General features: G+C 68.8%; 14 protein-coding genes. 7 read left to right on the top strand and 7 right to left on the bottom strand.

Annotated features, from left to right (window positions below):
• Positions 1–59 precede the first annotated feature (59 nt).
• Both FFI87_RS27715 and pdeR read left to right on the top strand, forming a co-directional pair.
• Positions 60–3,698, top strand: a complete 3,639-nt coding sequence (locus FFI87_RS27715; RefSeq protein ID WP_138849986.1) for a hydantoinase B/oxoprolinase family protein — start codon at positions 60–62, stop codon at positions 3,696–3,698.
• A gap of 673 nt (positions 3,699–4,371) precedes the next feature.
• Positions 4,372–6,375, top strand: coding sequence for a cyclic di-GMP phosphodiesterase (gene pdeR / locus FFI87_RS27710; RefSeq protein WP_012365353.1), 2,004 nt, complete (start codon positions 4,372–4,374; stop codon positions 6,373–6,375).
• A 56-nt stretch (positions 6,376–6,431) separates the two neighbouring features.
• Here the strand turns inward: pdeR and FFI87_RS27705 are convergent, their stop codons facing one another.
• Positions 6,432–7,295: a crotonase/enoyl-CoA hydratase family protein gene (locus tag FFI87_RS27705; protein WP_012365354.1), complete on the bottom strand. Its 864-nt coding sequence runs from the start codon at positions 7,293–7,295 to the stop codon at positions 6,432–6,434.
• Positions 7,296–7,472: 177 nt separating this feature from the next.
• Between FFI87_RS27705 and FFI87_RS35030 the strand changes: the two genes are divergently transcribed.
• Both FFI87_RS35030 and FFI87_RS27695 read left to right on the top strand, forming a co-directional pair.
• Positions 7,473–7,913 carry a hypothetical protein gene (locus tag FFI87_RS35030; protein ID WP_261378592.1) on the top strand — a complete coding sequence of 147 codons (441 nt, stop codon included), beginning with the start codon at positions 7,473–7,475 and terminating at the stop codon, positions 7,911–7,913.
• A 258-nt stretch (positions 7,914–8,171) separates the two neighbouring features.
• Positions 8,172–8,492, top strand: a complete 321-nt coding sequence (locus FFI87_RS27695; RefSeq protein ID WP_138849987.1) for a DUF1840 domain-containing protein — start codon at positions 8,172–8,174, stop codon at positions 8,490–8,492.
• Between the two features lie 114 nt (positions 8,493–8,606).
• On the opposite strand, the gene FFI87_RS34615 is transcribed toward FFI87_RS27695, so the two are convergent.
• The 3 genes from FFI87_RS34615 to FFI87_RS27685 all read right to left on the bottom strand — a co-directional run bounded on the left by FFI87_RS34615 (position 8,607) and on the right by FFI87_RS27685 (position 9,375).
• A complete protein-coding gene (locus FFI87_RS34615) occupies positions 8,607–8,765 on the bottom strand; it encodes a hypothetical protein (RefSeq protein WP_006749645.1) in 159 nt (52 codons plus the stop codon).
• A 44-nt stretch (positions 8,766–8,809) separates the two neighbouring features.
• Positions 8,810–9,040 (bottom strand): hypothetical protein, encoded by a 231-nt coding sequence (locus FFI87_RS27690; protein WP_249177021.1) that lies wholly within the window; start codon positions 9,038–9,040, stop codon positions 8,810–8,812.
• Between the two features lie 149 nt (positions 9,041–9,189).
• Complete coding sequence (locus tag FFI87_RS27685) at positions 9,190–9,375, bottom strand: hypothetical protein (protein ID WP_006749647.1); 186 nt, start codon at positions 9,373–9,375, stop codon at positions 9,190–9,192.
• A gap of 330 nt (positions 9,376–9,705) precedes the next feature.
• On the opposite strand from FFI87_RS27685, the gene FFI87_RS27680 reads away from it, so the two are divergent.
• Positions 9,706–11,610 (top strand): DUF3857 domain-containing transglutaminase family protein, encoded by a 1,905-nt coding sequence (locus tag FFI87_RS27680; RefSeq protein WP_138849989.1) that lies wholly within the window; start codon positions 9,706–9,708, stop codon positions 11,608–11,610.
• A 76-nt stretch (positions 11,611–11,686) separates the two neighbouring features.
• The gene (locus FFI87_RS34610) at positions 11,687–11,854 is read left to right on the top strand and encodes a hypothetical protein (protein WP_006749649.1); all 168 of its coding nucleotides are present in this window, start codon (positions 11,687–11,689) and stop codon (positions 11,852–11,854) included.
• An 86-nt stretch (positions 11,855–11,940) separates the two neighbouring features.
• Here the strand turns inward: FFI87_RS34610 and FFI87_RS27675 are convergent, their stop codons facing one another.
• Positions 11,941–12,975 (bottom strand): AraC family transcriptional regulator, encoded by a 1,035-nt coding sequence (locus tag FFI87_RS27675; protein ID WP_012365359.1) that lies wholly within the window; start codon positions 12,973–12,975, stop codon positions 11,941–11,943.
• A 70-nt stretch (positions 12,976–13,045) separates the two neighbouring features.
• Here FFI87_RS27675 and FFI87_RS27670 point away from each other — a divergent pair, with 70 nt between their 5' ends.
• On the top strand, positions 13,046–14,257 hold the full coding sequence (locus FFI87_RS27670) for an MFS transporter (RefSeq protein ID WP_012365360.1): 1,212 nt from the start codon (positions 13,046–13,048) through the stop codon (positions 14,255–14,257).
• Positions 14,258–14,402: 145 nt separating this feature from the next.
• Here FFI87_RS27670 and FFI87_RS27665 read toward each other — a convergent pair whose 3' ends face one another.
• Together FFI87_RS27665 and FFI87_RS27660 are read right to left on the bottom strand one after the other, a co-directional pair.
• The gene (locus FFI87_RS27665; RefSeq protein ID WP_138849990.1) at positions 14,403–15,170 is read right to left on the bottom strand and encodes an isocitrate lyase/phosphoenolpyruvate mutase family protein; all 768 of its coding nucleotides are present in this window, start codon (positions 15,168–15,170) and stop codon (positions 14,403–14,405) included.
• Positions 15,157–16,200, bottom strand: a complete 1,044-nt coding sequence (locus FFI87_RS27660; RefSeq protein WP_261378591.1) for a saccharopine dehydrogenase family protein — start codon at positions 16,198–16,200, stop codon at positions 15,157–15,159. The genes FFI87_RS27665 and FFI87_RS27660 overlap by 14 nt, the downstream gene beginning before the upstream one ends.
• Positions 16,201–16,283 lie beyond the last annotated feature (83 nt).

Raw genomic sequence — 16,283 nt, 5'->3', positions numbered from 1 at the left:
GACGCGCGCCGTGCGGCGGCGCTCGTCCTTCGCCTCAACGACGCATCGAGTTCATCGCCATGACTGACCGACATACTTTCCCCGTTTCCTCCGACGCCGCGCGCTGGCAATTCTGGATCGACCGCGGCGGCACCTTCACCGACATCGTCGCGCGCCGGCCTGACGGCTCGCTCGTCACGCACAAGCTGCTGTCGGAGAATCCCGAGCAGTATCGCGATGCGGCCGTGGCCGGCATCCGCCACCTGCTCGGCCTGGCCGACGGCGAGCCGATCACGCCCGAACGCGTCGACATGGTGAAGATGGGCACGACGGTCGCGACCAACGCGCTGCTCGAACGCAAGGGCGAACGCACCGCGCTCGCGACGACGCACGGCTTTCGCGACGTGCTGCGCATCGCGTACCAGAACCGGCCGCGCCTGTTCGATCTCGACATCGTGCTGCCCGATGCGCTGTACGAGACCGTCGTCGAGGTCGACGAGCGGATCGGCGCGCACGGCGACGTCGTCGTGCCGCTCGACGTGCAACGCGCGGAAGCCGAGCTGCGCCGCGTATTCGACTCGGGCGTGCAGGCGCTGGCCATCGTGCTGATCCACGGCTATCGCTACACCGCGCACGAGCGCGCGCTGGCCGAACTCGCACGCCGGATCGGTTTCACGCAGGTGTCCGTGTCGCACGAGGTGTCGCCGCTGATGAAGATGGTGTCGCGCGGCGACACGACCGTGGTCGACGCGTACCTGTCGCCGATCCTGCGCCGCTACGTCGAGCAGGTCGCGCACGAGATGCCCGGCGTGAACCTGCAGTTCATGCAGAGCAGTGGCGGCCTGACGCGCGCCGATGCGTTCCAGGGCAAGGACGCGATCCTGTCCGGCCCGGCCGGTGGCATCGTCGGGATGGTGCGCGCCGCGCGCGCGGCCGGCTTCGACCGCGTGATCGGCTTCGACATGGGCGGCACGTCGACCGACGTGTCGCACTACAACGGCGAATTCGAGCGCGTGTTCGAGACGCAGGTGGCCGGCGTGCGGATGCGCGCGCCGATGATGAGCATCCACACGGTCGCGGCCGGCGGCGGCTCGGTGCTCGGCTTCGACGGCGCGCGGCTGCGCGTCGGGCCCGAATCGGCCGGCGCGAACCCGGGGCCGGCCGCGTACCGGCGCGGCGGCCCGCTGACCGTGACCGACTGCAACGTGATGCTCGGCAAGATCCAGCCCGATCATTTCCCGCGCGTGTTCGGCCCGCACGCGGACGAACCGCTCGACCGCGACGGCGTCGCCGCGAAATTCGCGGCGCTCGCCGACGAGATCCACGCCGCGACCGGGCGGCGCGAGACGCCCGAGGCGCTGGCCGAAGGATTCCTGGAGATCGCGATCGGCAGCATGGCGAACGCGATCAAGAAGATCTCGGTGCAGCGCGGCCACGACGTGTCGCGCTACGTGCTGACGACGTTCGGCGGCGCGGGCGGCCAGCACGCGTGCGGCGTGGCCGACGCGCTCGGCATGACGCAGGTGTTCGCGCATCCGCTCGCGGGCGTGCTGTCCGCCTACGGGATGGGCCTCGCCGACCAGACCGCGATGCGCGAGCGCGCGGTGGAGGCGGTGCTGTCCGACGCGTCGCTGCCGGCGCTGAACGCGACGCTCGACCGGCTGACCGACGACGCGGTCGGCGCGCTGCTCGAACAGGGCGTGCCACCGGAACGCATCGCGACCGAGCGGCGTGTGCACCTGCGCTACCAGGGCACCGATTCCGCGCTCGACGTGCCGGCCGGCAGCGTCGCCGCGATGCAACAGGCATTCGAAGCCGCGTACCGGCAGCGTTACGCGTTCCTGATGCCCGGCACGCCGCTGGTCGCCGAACTGGCCTCGGTCGAGGCGATCGGCCGCTCCGATGCGCCCGTCGAGATCGCACCGCTCGCGCCGCGCGACGAGGGCGCGGCGCCGCAGGCCCACAGCGCCGTGCGGTTCCATTCCGGCGGCCAATGGCACGACGCGGCGCTGTACGTGCGCGACACGCTGCTCGCCGGCGACACGATCGACGGCCCGGCGATCGTCGCGGAGCAGAACGGCACGACCGTCGTCGAGCCCGGCTGGCGCGCGCGGATGACCGCGCAGGGCAACCTCGTGCTGACGCGCACGACGCCGCTGCCGACGCGCCGCTCGCTCGGCACCGATGCCGATCCGGTGCGGCTCGAGATCTTCAACAACCTGTTCATGTCGATCGCCGAGCAGATGGGGCCGCGGCTGCAGAACACCGCGTACTCGGTGAACATCAAGGAGCGGCTCGACTTCTCGTGCGCGATCTTCGACGGCGACGGCAACCTGATCGCGAACGCGCCGCACATGCCCGTGCATCTGGGATCGATGGGCGAGAGCATCCGCACGGTGATCGAGCGCAACCGCGGCCGCATGCGCGATGGCGACGTGTTCATGCTGAACGACCCGTATCACGGCGGCACGCACCTGCCCGACGTCACCGTCATCACGCCGGTGTTCGCGGACGGCTCGGACACCCCGCTGTTCTACGTCGGCTCGCGCGGTCATCATGCGGACATCGGCGGCACGACGCCGGGCTCGATGCCGCCCGATTCGACGCACATCGACGAAGAGGGCGTGCTGATCGACAACTGGCAGCTCGTGTCGGCCGGCGTGCTGCGCGATGCGGACACGCGCGCGCTGCTCGCGTCGGGCCGCTACCCGGCGCGCAACGTCGAGCAGAACATGGCCGACCTGCGCGCACAGGTCGCCGCGAACCAGAAGGGTGTCGACGAGTTGCGGCGGATGGTCGCCCAGTTCGGCCGCGACGTCGTGCTCGCGTTCATGGGGCACGTGCAGGACAACGCGGAAGAAGCGGTGCGGCGCGTGATCGGCGCGCTGCAGGACGGCGCTTATCGCTATCCGCTCGACAACGGCGCGGAGATTCGCGTCGCGATCCGCGTGGACCGCGCGGCACGGCGCGCCGAGATCGATTTCACCGGTACCTCCGCGCAGCTCGACAACAACTTCAACGCGCCGAAGGCCGTCTGCATGGCCGCCGTGCTGTACGTGTTCCGTACGCTGGTCGGCGACGACATCCCGCTGAACGCCGGCTGCCTGAAGCCGCTCACCGTGATCGTGCCGGCGCGTTCGATGCTGAATCCCGAGTATCCGGCGGCGGTCGTGTCGGGCAACGTCGAGACGTCGTCGGCGGTCACCAACGCGCTGTACGGCGCGCTCGGCTGCGTCGCGTCGAGCCAGGGAACGATGAATAACTTCACATTCGGTAACGCTCGATACCAGTACTACGAGACGATCGCGGGCGGCAGCGGCGCGGGTAACGGCTTCGCGGGCGTCGGCGCGGTGCAGACGCACATGACGAACTCGCGGCTGACCGACCCGGAAGTGCTCGAATGGCGCTACCCGGTGCGGGTCGACTCGCATCGGCTGCGCGCGGGCTCGGGCGGCGGCGGGCGTTGGCGCGGCGGCGACGGCGCGGTCCGGCGGATCCGCTTCCTCGAGCCGATGACCGCGTCGATCCTGTCGAACAACCGGATCCATGCGCCGTTCGGCGCGGCGGGCGGCGAGGCCGGTGCGCTCGGCCGCAACACGATCGAGCGGGCCGACGGCACGGTCGAGACGCTCGCGCATATCGGCCGCGCGCAGATGGCGCCGGGCGACGTGTTCGTCGTCGAAACGCCGGGCGGCGGCGGTTACGGCGCGGCGGGCTGAGGGGCGCCGCGCAACGCATGCGAAAACCGTGCGGCGGCGGGCCCGCCGCACGGTTTTCGCGCGTGGCGGCGGGGCCGTCGTACCGGTTCCATTCAGGGCGGTGCAAGGCCGGTACGCGCCGGCGATATATTCACTTTCATCGATCGGCGCGATATTGCCAAGCGTATGGGAATAAAGACGTGCATTCCCGTCGTAAACAGAAATGGAAATTCCCCGTTCCACCGCTCGACTCGATGCGATCCGACCCCTGCGAAACGACTTGAGACCGAGCGGGTCCGGGGCGACCGGGATTCCCCGCAAACGGCCGTCCGGCGGGGCACTCCGCTGATCCGGCCGCCCCGCTTCGGGACCCTGCGTCCGCCGGCAGACCTCCCGCCAATCACGAAAAAGCCGCCGTGCCAATCGAGTCCCGATTCCTTGACACCCTTTGCCGAGTGTGAGTGCCATTCTTGATCGTCATTTGATAAGATGGCTTACACATTCGTTTGGAAAACCTGCGCGCGACATGCGCAACCGCCGGGTCGCATTGATTGGAAACAAATACGGAACGAGGGCCGCTGTCACGGCCATCACGACTGCCCCGCCGGATCCGCGCGCTGCGCGTCCGGGAATCGGGGTCAGCCAACTCGCCTCCGTCTACACTGTGCGTTTTTTTCTGGATCGGGGCGTGTCCATGGATGACGAAAACGATAGCGCGGTGCTTGAAGCGCACGTCGGTACGCGCAGCCCCTGCTGGCGTCTCGGCAGCGACAGCAATGCGCTCGAGCTGGCGGCCGTCCGCGGCTTGACCAACGTCGCGGTGGCGCTGACCGGCGAGCAGGCCGCGCGAATCCGCGCGCTCACCGGCGTCACGTCGCACCTCGTGCTCGACCTCGCGCTGTTCGGCGACACGGTCAGTCTCCATCTGGTTGGCCGCAAGGTCGATACGTCCAACTGGGCCGGCACGGCGTCCGCCTATTCCGATACCGCGTCGGTTGCGAACGACCTCTCGCACGGGCTCGCGTTCGCCGAGCAGGTCGTGTCCGAAGTGAATTCGCTCGTCGTGATCCTCGACCGCAACGGCATGGTGCAGCGCTTCAATCGCCTGTGCGAGGAAGTGACGGGCAAGCGCGAGGTCGACGTGATCGGCCGCAGCGCGTTCGAGCTGTTCATGAGCCCCGAGCAGGGCGCGCAGTCGCGCAGCAACATCACCGGCTTTTTCGCGAGCAACCGTTCCTTCGCGGTCGAGCGCTACATCAACACGGTCAACGGGCCGCGCCTGTTCCAGTTCCGCAACAAGTTCGTGCAGAGCGGCAGCGGCGCCGACGAGCAGTACCTGATCTGCTCGGGCATCGACGTCACCGAGGAGCGCAACGCGCAGCAGCGGCTCACCGAACTCGCGAACACCGACATGCTGACCGGCCTGCCGAACCGCCACGCGATCAGCGAGCGCATCGGCGCGGCGCTGGCCGCGGACCGCGCCGACATGCGCGGCCAGGTCGGCATCCTGTTCCTCGATCTCGACAACTTCAAGCGCGTCAACGATCACTACGGGCACATCACCGGCGACCGCCTTCTGCAGGACGTGTCCAAGATCATCAGCGGCTGCCTGCCGTCCGGTGCGACGCTCGCGCGGCTCGGCGGCGACGAATTCCTGGTGCTGTTCGAGCACGGCACGCGGCCGCTGCTCGAAGCGACCGCGCAGATCATCCTCGAACGGCTGCGCACGCCGATCCACCTCGGGCTGATGGAGATCTACACGAGCTGCTCGATCGGCATCGCGATGTATCCGCAGCACGGCGATTCGCTCGAAACGCTGATCCGCAGCGCCGACACCGCGATGTACGTCGCGAAGGAAGAAGGCAAGCATACGTACCGCGTGTTCTCGCTGGAGATGAACCAGAAGGTCGCGAAATACATGTGGCTCGACACGAACCTGCGCAAGGCGCTCGAGGAGGAGCAGTTCGTGCTGCACTACCAGCCGGTCGTCGACCTCGCGAGCGGCGACGTGCGCAGCGTCGAGGCGCTGATCCGCTGGCAGTCGCCCGATCGCGGGCTCGTCGCGCCGATCGAGTTCATCCACTTCGCCGAGGAGTCGGGGCTGATCGCGCCGCTCGGACGCTGGGTGATGCGCACCGCGGCTGCGCAGGCCGCCGCATGGAAGGCGAAGGGGCTCGACGTGCGGATCGCGGTGAACGTGTCCGCGCGGCAACTGCAGGACATGAACATCGTCCATCAGTTCGCATCGATTCTCGCCAGCGCGGGGCTGAAGCCGAGCCTCGTCGACATCGAGCTCACCGAAAGCAGCTTCATCGAGGATGAGGAAACGGCGCACGAGCTGATGAAGGAATTCCGCCAGCTCGGCGCGAAGATTCACCTCGACGATTTCGGCACCGGCTATTCGTCGCTGTCGCAACTGTCGCGGCTGCCGCTCGATTCGATCAAGCTCGATCGCAGCTTCATCACGGGCATCGATCGCAATCCGCGCTCGCAGGCGCTGGTGCGCTCGGTCGTGTCGCTCGCGAAGGCGCTGAGTTTCGCGGTAGTCGCGGAAGGCGTCGAGACGCCCGGGGAGGCGGAGTTCCTGAAGCAGGTCGACGTCGACCACGCGCAGGGTTTCTACTTCGCGCGGCCGATGCCGGCCCAGGCGTTCGAGGGCTGGCTCGCGGAAACGAGAAAGCTCAGGCTGATCGCCTGAGCCTGCCCGCATGACGGAGCGCGCCGCCCGCGACGCGACGGCGCGCTCCATTCACGTCACACCGTGCGCAGCTTCGACACGCGCCGGTTCTGCAGCATCACCAGACGTTCCATGTACGCGAGATCCTTCGGCTCGATCGTGAACGCCGCGTGAACCCATTCCTCGGTGATGTCCATCAGCTCGGAACGCGTGATCTGGAACACGCGCTCGCGGGCGCGCAGCATCGCGCGGATGCCGTTCAGCTTCGGCTTCGTCACGTCGATGAAGGTGCGCGTCGCGAGATACGCGTCGCCCGCGTCGAACGTCTGGTCGACCAGCCCGCGATCCTCGTACCACTCGGCCGCATGCGCCTCGCCGGACGAGATCAGCGATTCCGCGAGCCCGCGGTCGGCCTTGCGCGCGACCAGCGAATAGCCGCCCATGCCCGGGAACAGGTTGAACGCGATCTCGGGGAAGCCGAGCTTCGCGCCCTTCTGCGCAAGCATGTAGTGGTGCGCGAGGGCGGCTTCGAAGCCGCCGCCCAGCGCGCTGCCCTCGACCATCGCGATCGAGATCGCACCGGTGCCGAAGCCCGTGTAGATCTCGTACACGCCATCGATGCACGAGCGGGCATAGGCCATCAACTGATCGCGGCGACCGCTGCGGATTGCGTCGACGAAGAAGCTCAGGTCGCCGCCGACGTTGAACAGCTCGGGCACGAGCGAACCCGTCACCCAGAAGTCGAACGGCAGGCCGGAGTCGCGTGCGACGCGCGCGAGATGGATGATGTCGGTGACGAGTTGCTGGTTGAAGCACGGCCGCGGCTCCGATCGCAGCATCATCCACATGATGTTGCGGCCTTCTTCGTAGAACGCGGTGAGTTGCGTGAGTTCACCTGCTTCGTAAAACGGACGGCACGCCGGATGAGATTGGAGTTGCATGGTATGTCCTCGTGAGATGTGGTTTTGCAAAGAGCACCGCGGCCGGCGCCGTGGACAACTGCCCCCGCACGGCGCCGGCCGCGAGGCACCGCCATTGTTGCGCGCACACAAAAGCCGAAATGCGGGGAAAAACGCACGACGGGGACGAGGAGGGGTATCGCGGTCGGTGTGAGGCGTGTGGACCAGGCGAGCGGCGGGATCGATGCGATCGATGCCGATCGCTTGGCGGGAGGACGTGGGGGAGTGGAGGCACGGAAGTGTGACGATGCGGCGACAACCGGCGCGCATGCCGTTCCGGAGACGTGTGGCGTGTCGGTCGTTTGCGCGATGAAAACGACGCCGCGCCGTCGATCACATCTCATGGAATGTGCGGACTGGTGCAGCGACCGTGCGTCGGTTAGTGTTGGAGGATCACGCCGCCGCTACCGCATGGCGTTGCCCCGATGCGTGAGCGACACGGACGCGAAGCACCTGTGCAAGATGATTGAATTGCGGCTGCGACGCGACAATGTCGAACGCACGATCGCGAACTCGAACTACGTGCGCACCACGCTGAAGATCGCGCTGACCTGCGCGAACGAACAGGCGCGCGCCAAGTGCGTCGGCGATTGTTGCTGACGCGCCGATGTCACGACACACACATACGGCCGTTCTCGCGCCCGAAACTTGAATGCGTCACAACGTGACATAAAATAAAAGCAGGCGTTCGCGCCATCCGGTCTCTACGCCGCAAACGAACCCGGCCGCGCGATACGCGCAGCGTGCCGGGCAGACCTTCTATCGAGCGAGAAGAACGGAGGATGGCCACAGACCTCGCCGCGATCGGCGGTTGCTATCGCCGCACGATCTCGCGACGATGACGAGGGAAACACGACGATGATGGTTACATTCCGATCCGCCGCCGCACCGGACATCGTGATGTTGCGCGATCTGGCCGAGTACCTGCTGGGCCTCGTCGGCAAGAGGCTCGACGTCCGCGGGGTGATTTCGACTGACGAATTGCCGGGCGCGATCGCGCGGCTCGACCAGGCGATCAGGGATGACATGGCGCGGGAAAGCGCGCACGAGCGTTCAACGCAGGCGCTGCGCACCGAACTGTCGCCGCATGCGGGCGGGCTCGCGCAACGCGCGTGGCCGCTGCTGGACATGATGCGTGCGGCCCACCAACAGGGCCGTCACGTGATGTGGGGTGTGTAGGCGCGCGACGCACGCCGGCTGCCCGGGAACCGGACCTCCGCTGCAAGGCCGACGGCCTGGCGTCGCAAGACGCCATTCCGTCGGCCGATTTTTTTTGCGCGGGGCGCTTTCCGCTTACGAATGGTGATGCGTATGCGAGCGTGCCGAGCGCCGCGACGGGCGGTGCAAGAGCCGGTCGCGTATGCGCTCGCGGCTGCGCTGTTCCGCGAAGAACAGCACCGCGAACATGAGGACCGCGAGCAGCAGGATGGTCGCGACGATACCGTTTTCCATGTCGCCTCCGGCAGGTTGGGAGCGGGGGATGCCATCGGCTGACGTTAGCCGGCCGGCATGGGCATCAAGAGTCCGGCGAGCTTCGTATCGATGAAGCGATTGGCCGGTGCAATCGCGACCCGGCGCGCGTCCGCGTCGTTGCTGAACACGTGGTGCGTGGGATCGAGCAGATGCGCGTCGTTTCGGACGCGGGCATCGCGCCGGCACATGACGGCGAGCGGTGGGTACTTCACGCCGAGGGCGAAGCCTTCGCCGGCCACCGGCTCGACCCGCATGTCCGCGCGGCTCTCATCTTGATGGTAGGTCACGGAACGCGACGACTCCATCCCGATTCCCTTCACGGGCGCCCGCCGTTCCGACCCCGCGCCGCAAACCCGCCCGTGCCCGCCACGTCCGCGACATACGAACGAGTGCCGGGACGCGTTCACGTCAGCATCGGCATCGCTTCGATCAGTGCAATCCCAAGCAGCGCGCCGATCGCGGCGCCGACGAGTTTCGGATGCCACCGTTCGAGATGCAGCGCGGTGAGCAGCGCTCCGATCAGGATCACGCCCAGCAGCGCGAAAGCGATCACGAGATAACCGATTTCGAAATCGTTGTTGATCAGCATGATGTCTCCTTCCCCATGTAGGCGTGTCGAACGCACCGGATCGTCATTCGTTTCGGCGACGTCGCACGCACGCTTTCACTGCCTGAATTATATATCACAAAGTGATATAAAAAGCGGTCCCACTCGGCGCAGGTCGTGAAAGCGCGACCACGCCCTGCATCCCGCTTGCGGCACTTCCCGGCCCGCATGTTGCGTCGCGGCGCGCGCGGCCGCGCCGCGGCTTGACGCTCGCGGGCACGTCACCCACACTGAATTGAACGACAGGGCGCGGCGCGCGGATGCGTGCCCGTCGCGTCCCGACATGAACACGAACGCGCGGAGAGCTTCGACGTGGTGCGTTTTCCGTTCCGATCGACCGGCCGCCTGCCGGGCGCCGCCGCCGCGTTCGCGGTGGCCGTCGCCGCCGTCGCGCTCGCGCGTCCCGCGTTGGCCGATTCGGGTGACGAAGCGCCCGTCACGCTCGTCAGCGATGTCCACGTATTCGTGATCCAGCGCGACGGCTCGCTCGACGAGGAAGACGATTCGACACTGCGCGCGAACGATGCGAACGGGATCGACGCGATCGCGCAGCGCTACGTCTGGTTCGACAAGAACCTGGAGAAGGTCGACCTGGTCGCGGCCGAAACGATCGATCGCGGCGGCGTCGCGCATCCGGTCGGGCCCGACGGCATCCGCGACGTCCAGGAGCCGCGTTCGGCCGGTGCGCCGACCTTCCAGGACGGCCTGCTGCGCACCGTCGTGTTTCCCGGCGTCGAGGCCGGGTCGAGCACGCGCATCGCGTTCCGCAAGGCGCGTACGAAGCCCGTCAACGCCGGTTACTTCGGCTACTACGTCGAACCGTCGCGCGAGCCGGTGGAGAACCAGCGGCTGATCTTCGACGTGCCGGCGGACATGCCGCTGCATGCGGACGCACGCGGCTACGTCGCGCTGCCGCCGGTCACGGCGAACGGCCGCACGCGCTACGAGTTCGCATACCGGCACGGCCCATACGACCGCATCGAGAGCGGCTCGGTCGGCTACCCGACCTACGGCGACCGGCTCGTGGTGTCCACGCTGCCCGACTATGCGGCGTTCGCCGCGCGCTACCGCAACGCGGCCGTCGACGCTGGCGCGAACGATCCGGCCGTCGTGCAACTGGCGCGCGCGCTCACCGCCGACGTCGCCGATCCGCACGACAAGGCGCGCCGCCTGTACGACTGGGTGCAGGCGAACGTGCGTTACGTCGCGATTTTTCTCGGCGAGACGGCCGCCGCGCCGCATCGCGTGACGGACATCCTGCGCAACCGCTACGGCGACTGCAAGGACCACGTCGCGCTGTTCGGCGCGTTGCTCGCGGCAGTCGGCATCCGCAGCGAACCGGTGCTGATCAACCTCGGCTCCGTGTACACGCTGCCCTCCGTGCCCGGCTACGGCGCGGGCGCGATCAATCACGCGATCACGTGGCTGCCCGGCCTCGGCCTCTACGCGGACACCACGACGAGCGGCATCGCGTTCGGCTATCTGCCGCCGATCGTGATGGACCGGCCGGCGCTGCTCGTCGACACCGGCGTGCTGTCGCGCACGCCGGCCACGCAGCCGAAGCGCCGCACCGCGCGCGTGGAGATCGATGCGGCGCAGCCGGGCGCCGCGCGGTTTCACGCGCTCGTCGAGGACGACGGCTGGACCGCGGAGCTCGAACGCACGCTGTTTCGCCGCGCGCCGCCCGAGCGCGTGCGGCAGCTCGCGAACGAACGGCTGCGGCAAAGCGGCTTGCGGGGCCGCGCACGGATCTCGACCGGCGATCGCCGCGCGACGGACGGGGCGTTCGACGCGACGTACGACGGCACGCTCGATCACGTCGTGTGGCCGGACGGCACGACCGCCGTGCCCGCGCTGTCGAGCATCACGGGTGGCATCGCGACGCAGGTCGAGGGGTGGCTGGCCGAACCGGTGCGCACGCAGCCGTGGGTGTGTCTCGGCGGCACGTTCGTCGAGACCGGCGAGATCGCGCTGCCGGCCGGCGTCGCGGTGACGGACCTGCCGACCGATACGGCCGTGCACGACCGCTTCGTCGACTTCACGTCGCATTACGTGTTCGATGTGGCCGCGCACGTCGTGCAGGTTACGCGCCGGCTGACGGCGACATTCGGCCGGCAGGTCTGCACGCCCGACGAATTCACGGCGCTGCGCGTATCGCTCGAACGTATCGAGCGCGACACGCAGGCGCAGATCGTCGTGCGGGCAAGGCAACGTTGAACGCCGGGCGCGGCGCATGCGGCGCTCGGCACGATCGGACGCGCGGCCGGACTCGGCCGACGCGCGGGAGACGGACATGACGAAGCGGGAAGACGAGATCGCCGACCTGTCGAAGGAACTGCTGGGCCGGATCGTGCAGGGCGCGATGATGAGCGGCGCGCCGGTGGATGCGCAACAGTGCGCGGCGCTGGCCGTGCGCTGCGCGACGGCGCTGGTCGATCGGCTGGAAGCACGCAGCGGCTGAGCGGAGTCGTCGCAGGCGAAGACGGCGCGAGCGAAGCCGGGGCGACTCGACAGGCGTTCGCCCGCGGCCGCGTTGCACGTGACGCGTTACACGTCGGCGTGCGTGTCGCCTTCCGCGCGCACCGCGCCCGGCGGCCGCCCGACCACGCGCTTGAACGCGCGGCTGAACGCGGCGAGCGACCCGTAGCCGAGCCGGTACGCCACGGCCTCGATCGTCTCGCGGTCGCGTGCGATCCATTGCGCGGCGAGCCGCATCCGCAGCTCGGTCAGGTAGCGCACGGGTGTCATCCCCGTGGCCGCGAGAAAGCGCTCCGCGAACACCGAGCGTGACACGCCCGCTTCGGCGGCCAGTTCCGACACGCTCCAGTTGCGCCCCGGATCGCGATGCAGCGCGACGATCGCGCGGCCGAGCTTCGGTTCGCGCAGCGCCTGCACCCAGCCCGTCGCGTCACCGCATCCGCACTCGACCCAGCCGCGCACGATGAACGCGGCGACCACGTCCGCGAGCCGCGCGAGGATGCCCGCGAAGCCCGCGCGTTCGGCGCACGATTCGCGCTCCATCGCGTCGAGCATCGGGCGGATTTCCGGGTAGCGCGCGAGCAGCGTGCCGACGTGCATGAACTCCGGCATCGTCCCGACGAGCGGCTGCATGCCGCCGAGATCGAGCTCCATGCACGCGCTGAAGATCAGCGCGTCGCCGGCGGCCGGCTCCGCCGGGGCGCACGACGTCGCGGCCACCGACGCGACCGTGTCGCAGATCTTCGCGACCTCGAACCCGCCGATCTCGCGGCACGGCGCATCCGGATCGGACACCAGCGCATGCGTGCCGCCGTGCGGCAGCAGGATCGCGTCGCCGGCCTCGAGCCGCATCATCGTGCCGGCCGCGTCGCGCAGCAGCACGGGCCCGCGCCCGACGAAATGGAACTGCGCGCGGCCCGGCGCATGGCCGAAGCTCAGCCCGAACGGCCGCGGCACCTGGATCCGGCGGTACTGCACGCCGCTCAGGCGCATGCCGAGCAGCAACTCGCTGACGAGGTCGTGTACGTCGGGCACGGGGGGAAGCAGAGGCTCTGCCATTTCGAGATTCGGACGATCGATCAACAAGAACGGATTGTATGTCATAGACCGTCCTGCCGTGGTTCCCTACGATAGGCCGTCATCAGTATTTTCCCTATCTCACTCGGAACGACGCATGAATCCCGGAATCTCTTCTGCCGCCGCCCCGGCGGCTCCCCGCGCCCCGGCCTGGGGTGCCGTCTTCGCGATGACGCTCGGCGTGTTCGGCCTCGTCACCGCCGAATTCCTGCCCGCGAGCCTGCTCACGCCGATGGCCGACAGCCTCGGCGTGACCGAAGGCGTGGCCGGCCAGGCCGTCACGGCCACCGCGACAGTGGCGCTCGTCACGAGCCTGCTGATCTCCGCGCTGACGCGCACGATCGACCGCCGGCGCGTGCTGCTCGCGTTCTCCGTGCTGCTCGTCGCCTCGAATCTCGCGGTTGCGTTCGCGCCCAATCTGACGACGCTGCTGATCGGCCGCGTCGTGCTCGGCGTCGCGCTCGGCGGCTTCTGGACGATGGCGACGGCCACCGCGATGCGGCTCGTGCCGACCGCGATGGTGCCGCGCGCGCTGTCGATCATCTTCAGCGGCGTGGCGGTCGCGACGATCGCATCGGCGCCGATGGGCAGCTACTTCGGGCACCTGATCGGCTGGCGCAACGTGTTCCTGATCGCGGCCGGGCTCGGCGGCGTCGCGTTCGTGTCGCAGGTGATGACGCTGCCGTCGATGCCGCCGAGCGGCACGACGCGGCTGCGCACGCTCGTCGACGTGCTGCGCCGGCCGACCGTCGGCCTCGGGATGTTCGCGACGATCCTCGTGTTCACCGGGCATTTCGCGTTCTTCACGTATCTGCGGCCGTTCCTCGAGCAGGTGGCCGGCGTCGGCGTGAACGGGCTGTCGGCGATCCTGCTCGGCTACGGGATCGCGAACTTCGTCGGCACGTCGCTCGCGGGCCGCGTGCTCGAACACCGGCTGCGGCCGATGCTGATCGGGATGCCGGCGCTGATGGTCGTGCTCGGCATCGCGCTCGTCGCGCTCGGCCGCGCGCCGATGATCGACGCGGTGCTCGTCGCGTTGTGGGGGATGGCGTTCGGCGGCGTGCCGGTCGCCTGGTCGACGTGGGTCACGCGCACCGTGCCCGATGAAGCCGAGAGCGCGGGCGGCCTGATCGTCGCGGCGATCCAGCTCGCGATCGCGACGGGCGCGGCGGCCGGCGGCGTCGTGTTCGACGCGAACGGCGCGGGCGGCGTGTTCCTGGGCGCGGCCGCGGTGCTGGCCGTCGCGGTCGCGACGATCGTGACTGGCGTGCCGAAGCGGGTTGGCGTCGCGCGGGCGCTGGCCGAGTGACGGATCGCAGCGGGCCGGCGCGCGCGATCGCGCATCGGCCCGCTGTTAGTTATGATGCGCGCCGCCGCAATGGCGGCGCGACACCTGAAGCGTGGGGCGGCGATTGCATCGGATGTGAACGTCCGATGTCCGCCGCGGGCAGCGCCTAGCCGCCTTGCTTCACCACCGCCGCAAGCGCCTTCATCGCCTCCAGGTAAGGGTAGGGCCCGTGACTGATGCGCGCGACGCCGTATTCCGCGAGTTCGGCGAGCGTCGGCGTGTCGGCCACGCGCATGATGTTCACTGGCAACGGCGACGCGGCCGTCAGCGCGCGAATCAGCGCCGGCGAGCGCAGGCCCGGCACGAACAGGCCGTCGGCGCCCGCCGCCGCGTACGCGCGTGCGCGGGTCAGCACGTCGTCCAGAAGCCGTTCGTCATGCGTGTCGGCCGCGGCCTTGAAGAACACGTCGGTGCGCGCGTTGATGAAGTAGCCGATGCCCGCGCGATCGGCCGCCTGCCGGGCTGCCGCAAGACGCGCGGCCGCGTCGTCGACGGTACGCAGTTCGCCCGTCGCCGGAAAGCTGTCTTCCAGATTGCAGCCGATCGCGCCGGCCTCGATGCTGCGCGCGATCGTGTCGGCCACGTCCTCCAGCCGCTCGCCGTACCCGCTTTCGAGATCGACGGTGACGGGCAGGTCGGTCGCTTGCGCGATCCGCGCGAGCACTTCCATCACGAGCGCTTTCGGCATCTGCTCGCCGTCGGCGAACCCGTTGGCGACCGCGACCGACCAGCTGCCCGTCGCCAGCGCGACGCCACCCGCCTCGGCCACCGTGCGTGCGCTGCCCGCGTCCCACACGTTGAACAGCGCGAGCGGCTCGCCCGCGCGATGAAGCGAACGGAAATACGCGGCTTTTTCCTTGTTATTGCGACTCATGCTCGTCCCTCCGGTTGAAATGCCGATCGGTGATCGTATCGAACGATACGTCGATGGTGTCGAGCGCCGCGAGGAAATCGCGCGCGTCGAACAGTTCGCCGAGGCTGCGTACGCCGCCCGACGTCAGTGTACGGCCGCTCAGCAGGCGAACCGTCGCCTCGACGATGATCGGCGCGCTGACCGCATAGATGTCGCGTCCCGACGCGCTCGCGCGATGCGTGATGCCGTTCTGCACGACGACAGCGTCCATCACGAATTGCTGCGCCGAGCGGCCGAGCGCGTCGATCGGTTGCGGCGGCGGCGTGCCGGCATCGCGGATATCGCGCAGCGCGAGTGTCGCGAGCCAGGACTCGATCGTATCGATGCGCAGATGACGCGCGAGCGTCATCACTTCCGAGAACGGCAGCAATGTCACGTCGACGTCGCCGAGCGGTGACGGAAACGGCCAGCGGCGCTCGCGTGCCGTCGTCGGCACCGCGGTCGGCTTGCCGTCCTTCTGCATCAGCCGGGTCGCGTGATTGCGCTCGCCGGTCACGCGCGTGCCGCGCGTCGGATGCCAGCTGTCGAGGCCGGTCGCGACGTCGACGCGCTCGATCGGCCGCTGCGGGTCGACCACGGCCGTCACGAGCAGGTCGGCCAGACCGCCGTAGAACGCGGCGGCCGGCACCAGCGTCACGCCGACGGCGCGTGCGCGGGCGTCGCGCTGGTCGGTCAGAGTCTGGATGGACGGCTGCTCGGCCGTCAGATCGAGATACGGGATACCGGCGCGCAACGCCGCGTCGGCGAGCGGCAGCGCGGTATCGAGGTAGGGGCCCGCGCAGTTGATCACCGCGTGCGCGCCGCGCAAGGCGGCGTCGAGCGCGGCCGGATCGTCGACCGACGCGACGCGCCACGGCGCCACGTCGGTGCCGCCTTGCGCGAGCCGCGCGGCATCGCGCCCGATGCGCATCACGCCGAGGCCGCGCCGTTCCAGTTCGGCGACGACAAACCGCCCGGTGTGACCGGTGGCGCCATACACTGCAACCGTCATTCGACCGTCCATGATTCACTCCGATACAGACCGGTTTGTTTTATAGTACAGACCTGTAGCGTCGTCAACCCCGCGATGCTATC

Origin of the sequence: Burkholderia sp. KBS0801, assembly GCF_005937855.2 — a bacterium.
GTDB lineage: Bacteria > Pseudomonadota > Gammaproteobacteria > Burkholderiales > Burkholderiaceae > Burkholderia > Burkholderia ambifaria.
The sequence above is the reverse complement of the archived record's forward strand: the minus strand, read 5'-3'. Positions and strand labels throughout refer to the sequence as shown.